Below are 3,791 nucleotides of genomic sequence, written 5' to 3' on the forward strand. Positions count from 1 at the left end.
CAGCAGCGCCGGCAGTCCGAGGAAGCGGGCATGGCTGCGCTCGGCAAAAAGGCCAGCGAGGCCGCGCGCCGGAAGGCGGTACGGCTGGAATTGCTGAGCCTCGATATCTTCATTTTCAGCGGCATGGTCTGGATGTCGCAATCCCTCCCGCAGAATCAGTGAATCGAAATGCTCCAAATCAATGACCTCCACGCCGAAATCGACGGCAAGGAAATCCTCAAGGGCCTGACCCTCACCGTCAACGCGGGCGAGGTCCATGCGATCATGGGGCCGAACGGCGCGGGCAAGTCGACGCTGGGTTACGTGCTGGGCGGCCGTCCCGGCTATGAAGTAACCGGGGGCAGTGTGCGGTTTCTTGCCCGTCATGGCGAGGAGCGTAGCGACGACGCCATCCAGGATGAGGCCACCGGCGCTGGATTGCTTCGCTCCGCTCGCAATGACGAGGGTGGGGACTGGATCGACCTGCTCGCCCTCGCCCCGCACGAGCGCGCCGCCGCCGGGCTGTTCCTCGGCTTCCAGTATCCGGTCGAGATTCCCGGTGTGCCCAACGTCCAGTTCCTGCGCGAGGCGCTCAACAGTCAGCGCCGCGCGCGCGGGGAAAAGCCGCTGTCGGGCGGCGAGTTCCTCAAGCTCGCCCGCGCGCAGGCCGACGCGCTCGCGCTCGATCAGGAGATGCTCAAGCGCCCGGTCAACGTCGGCTTTTCCGGCGGCGAGAAGAAGCGCAACGAGATGGTGCAGATGGGGATCATCGATCCGACATTCGCGATCCTCGACGAGACCGATTCGGGGCTCGACATCGACGCGCTGCGCGTGGTCGGCGACGGCATCAACCGGATCATGCGCGCGCCGGACAAGGCGGTGCTGCTGATCACCCATTATCAGCGGCTGCTCGATTATGTGCAGCCCGATTTCGTGCATGTGCTGGCCGATGGGCGCATCACGCGATCGGGCGGGCCGGAACTGGCGATCGAACTCGAAGCGCAGGGCTATGGAGCGGTGGCGGCGTGATTTTGGTGTTCACGAGAAGCCGCGAAGCCGCGAGGAAGGAAGAGGCTGTTCGCGCGGAGGCGCGGAGGCGCGGAGGGACGTCGCCTGCCGCACTGTCAGCCGCGCCAGCGGCGTTAAGGAAAGCTGCTTGCCACGGGTTTGAAGGTCTCGCTGACGCGAGACGGGCGCAACGGGCAAGACTCCTCCGCGCCTCCGCGCCTCCGCGCGAACTAAATCTTTTCTCCTTCGCGGCTTCGCGGCCTCGCGTGAACAAAATCGTTCCAACCGGAGCGCCGGCATGACCGCCGTCCTCGAGCTCCCCTCCACCCGGCTGGAGGACTGGCGCTGGTTCGATCCCGACGCGCTGCGCGCCGCGAACGACAGTGCCCGCGCCGCCGTGCCGGTGCCGCCGTTCCTCGACCTCGACGGGCCGCGCCTGTTGTTCGTGGACGGCGTGTTCGACGCACAGCGCAGCGCCCCCGGACCGGTGCGCGTGGAAACGCTCCCTGCCGATACCGATCACGCGCTGGGCGCGCGTACCGCCGGCCCCGGCTGGTCGCTCGGCATCGGGGCTGGCCATGCGGTGGCCAATGTCCAGGTCGTCCACGTCGCCACCGGCGGCGCCAACCACCTGCCCGCGCGGATCGTGCTGGGCGAAGGCGCGGTCGCGTCAGTGGTCGAGACCTATGTCGGCACCGGCTGGTCTAACCGCCTGACCCGGATCGATCTGGGCCGCGCCGCCCGGCTCCAGCGCAGCGTGCGGCTGATCCAGTCGGGCGGTTTCGTCTCGCTGCGCGACGAAGCGGCGGTGGGGGAGGGCGCGAGCCTGGTGACGGTGGTGCTCGGCGCCGGCGACATGGGCAGCCGGATCGACGGCGCGCTGACGCTGGAAGGGGACAGCGGGTTTGTCGAGATGAGCGGCGCATTGTTGACTCGAGCGCGACAGGAACAGGAGTGCGCGGTCGCCGTGCGCCACGCCGCGCCCAACGGCAGCAGCCGCCAGATCTGGCGCGCGGTCGCGGCCGACCGGTCGCAGGCGAGCCTCGCCGCGCGGGTCGAGGTTGCCCGCCACGCGCAGAAGACGGATGGCGAACAGTCGCTGCGCGGCATCCTGCTCGAACGGAGCGCGACGGTGAACCTGAAGCCGGAACTGGAGATCTTTGCCGACGACGTGAAGTGCGCGCATGGCGCCACGGTCGGCGAACTGGACGCTGGCGCGCTGTTCTATCTGGAAAGCCGCGGCATCGATCCAGCACGGGCAAGGGCGCTGCTGACGCGCGCGTTCGTCGCGGATGCGATCGACCGGATCGGTGACGAGGCGGTGCGCGCGGCGTTCGCCGCCGATGCCGATGCCTGGCTGGAGAAGGCGCTGTGACCGTGTTGGCCGATCCTCGCCCGCTCGACGCGCTGGCGGATTTTCCGGCGATCCCGGCTGGCTGGGCCTATCTGGATACCGCCGCCACCGCGCAGAAGCCGCGGGCGGTGATCGACGCGATCGCGCGCGGCTATGCCGAAAGCTATGCCACCGTGCATCGCGGGGTCTACCAGCGATCCGCCGACATGACGCTGGCCTATGAGGCGGCGCGGCGGCGGGTGGCGAGCTTCATCGGCGGGCAGACCGACGAGGTGGTGTTCGTGCGCGGCGCGACCGAGGCGATCAACCTCGTTGCGCAGAGCTGGGCGGGCACCCAGTTTCGACCGGGCGACCGCATCCTGCTGTCGATGCTGGAGCATCATTCCAACATCGTGCCGTGGCAGATGGTGGCAGAGCGCGTGGGCGGCGTGGCGATCGACGTGGTGCCGCTGACGCCCGATCATCGCATCGACCTCGACGCGATGGCGGCGATGATCCGGCCGGAACACAAGCTGGTCGCGCTTGCCCATGTCTCCAACGTGCTCGGTTCCGTGCTCGACGTGCGCCGCGCCGCCGATCTGGCGCATCGGGTGGGCGCGAAGCTGTTGGCCGACGGGTGCCAGGCAGTGCCGCGCCTGCCGGTCGACGTCGCCGCGCTCGATGCCGATTTCTATGTGTTTTCGGGGCACAAGCTCTACGGCCCGACCGGGATCGGCGTGCTGTGGGCACGCGCCGAGCTGCTCGACGCGATGCCGCCATGGCAGGGTGGCGGATCGATGATTGACCGCGTGACGTTCGCACGCACGACCTACGCCCCGGCGCCGACCCGGTTCGAGGCGGGGACGCCGCACATCGTCGGCGCGCTCGGCCTCGCCGCCGCGATCGACTATGTCGAGGGGATCGGGCTGGAGCGCATCCACGCGCACGAGACGGCGCTGGTCGCCCGGGCGCGCGAGGCGCTGTCGCAGATCAACAGCGTGCGGCTGTTCGGTCCCGAGGATTCGGCCGGTATCGTCAGTTTCGCGGTCGAGGGGGTGCATCCGCATGACATCGGCACCATCTTGGACGAAGGGCAGGTGGCGATCCGCGCCGGCCACCATTGTGCGCAGCCGCTGATGGAGGCGCTGGGCGTGCCCGCGACCGCGCGGGCGAGCTTCGGGGTCTACAACGGCCCGGCGGACGTCGAGGCGCTGGCGCGTGGTGTAGAGAGAGTGACGAGGATTTTCGGATGAGCGACCGGATCGCGATAGAGGAAGTGGACAGCGTCACGCCGCCGCCCCGCGCGCGGGTGGAGGATGCGCGCGAGACGTTCGAGCGCAAGCGCGACTATCTGAGCGGATTCCTGGCGCAGACGCCGCCGGATGTCGCCGCCGGCGAGCCGGGCGGGGAGGTCTATGAAGGCATCATCGCCGCGCTGAAGGACATCTTCGATCCCGAGATTCCGGTGAAC

Annotated in this window: 3 protein-coding genes and 1 pseudogene; all 4 read left to right on the forward strand. The window is 68.9% G+C overall.

The features are described from left to right. Positions 1 to 168: 168 nt before the first annotated feature. Positions 169 to 1,008, forward strand: a complete 840-nt coding sequence (gene sufC, locus VNR91_RS04780; protein WP_325489644.1) for a Fe-S cluster assembly ATPase SufC — start codon at positions 169 to 171, stop codon at positions 1,006 to 1,008. A gap of 277 nt (positions 1,009 to 1,285) precedes the next feature. Next, positions 1,286 to 2,362, forward strand: coding sequence for a SufB/SufD family protein (locus tag VNR91_RS04785; protein WP_325489645.1), 1,077 nt, complete (start codon positions 1,286 to 1,288; stop codon positions 2,360 to 2,362). Then, positions 2,359 to 3,573, forward strand: coding sequence for a cysteine desulfurase (locus VNR91_RS04790; RefSeq protein WP_325489646.1), 1,215 nt, complete (start codon positions 2,359 to 2,361; stop codon positions 3,571 to 3,573). The genes VNR91_RS04785 and VNR91_RS04790 overlap by 4 nt, the downstream gene beginning before the upstream one ends. Beyond that, positions 3,570 to 3,791 (forward strand): annotated as a pseudogene (locus tag VNR91_RS04795) (SUF system Fe-S cluster assembly protein); the annotation flags it as partial. The gene VNR91_RS04790 and the pseudogene VNR91_RS04795, both read left to right, overlap by 4 nt.

The organism is Sphingomonas sp., assembly GCF_035555815.1.
Lineage (GTDB): Bacteria > Pseudomonadota > Alphaproteobacteria > Sphingomonadales > Sphingomonadaceae > Sphingomonas.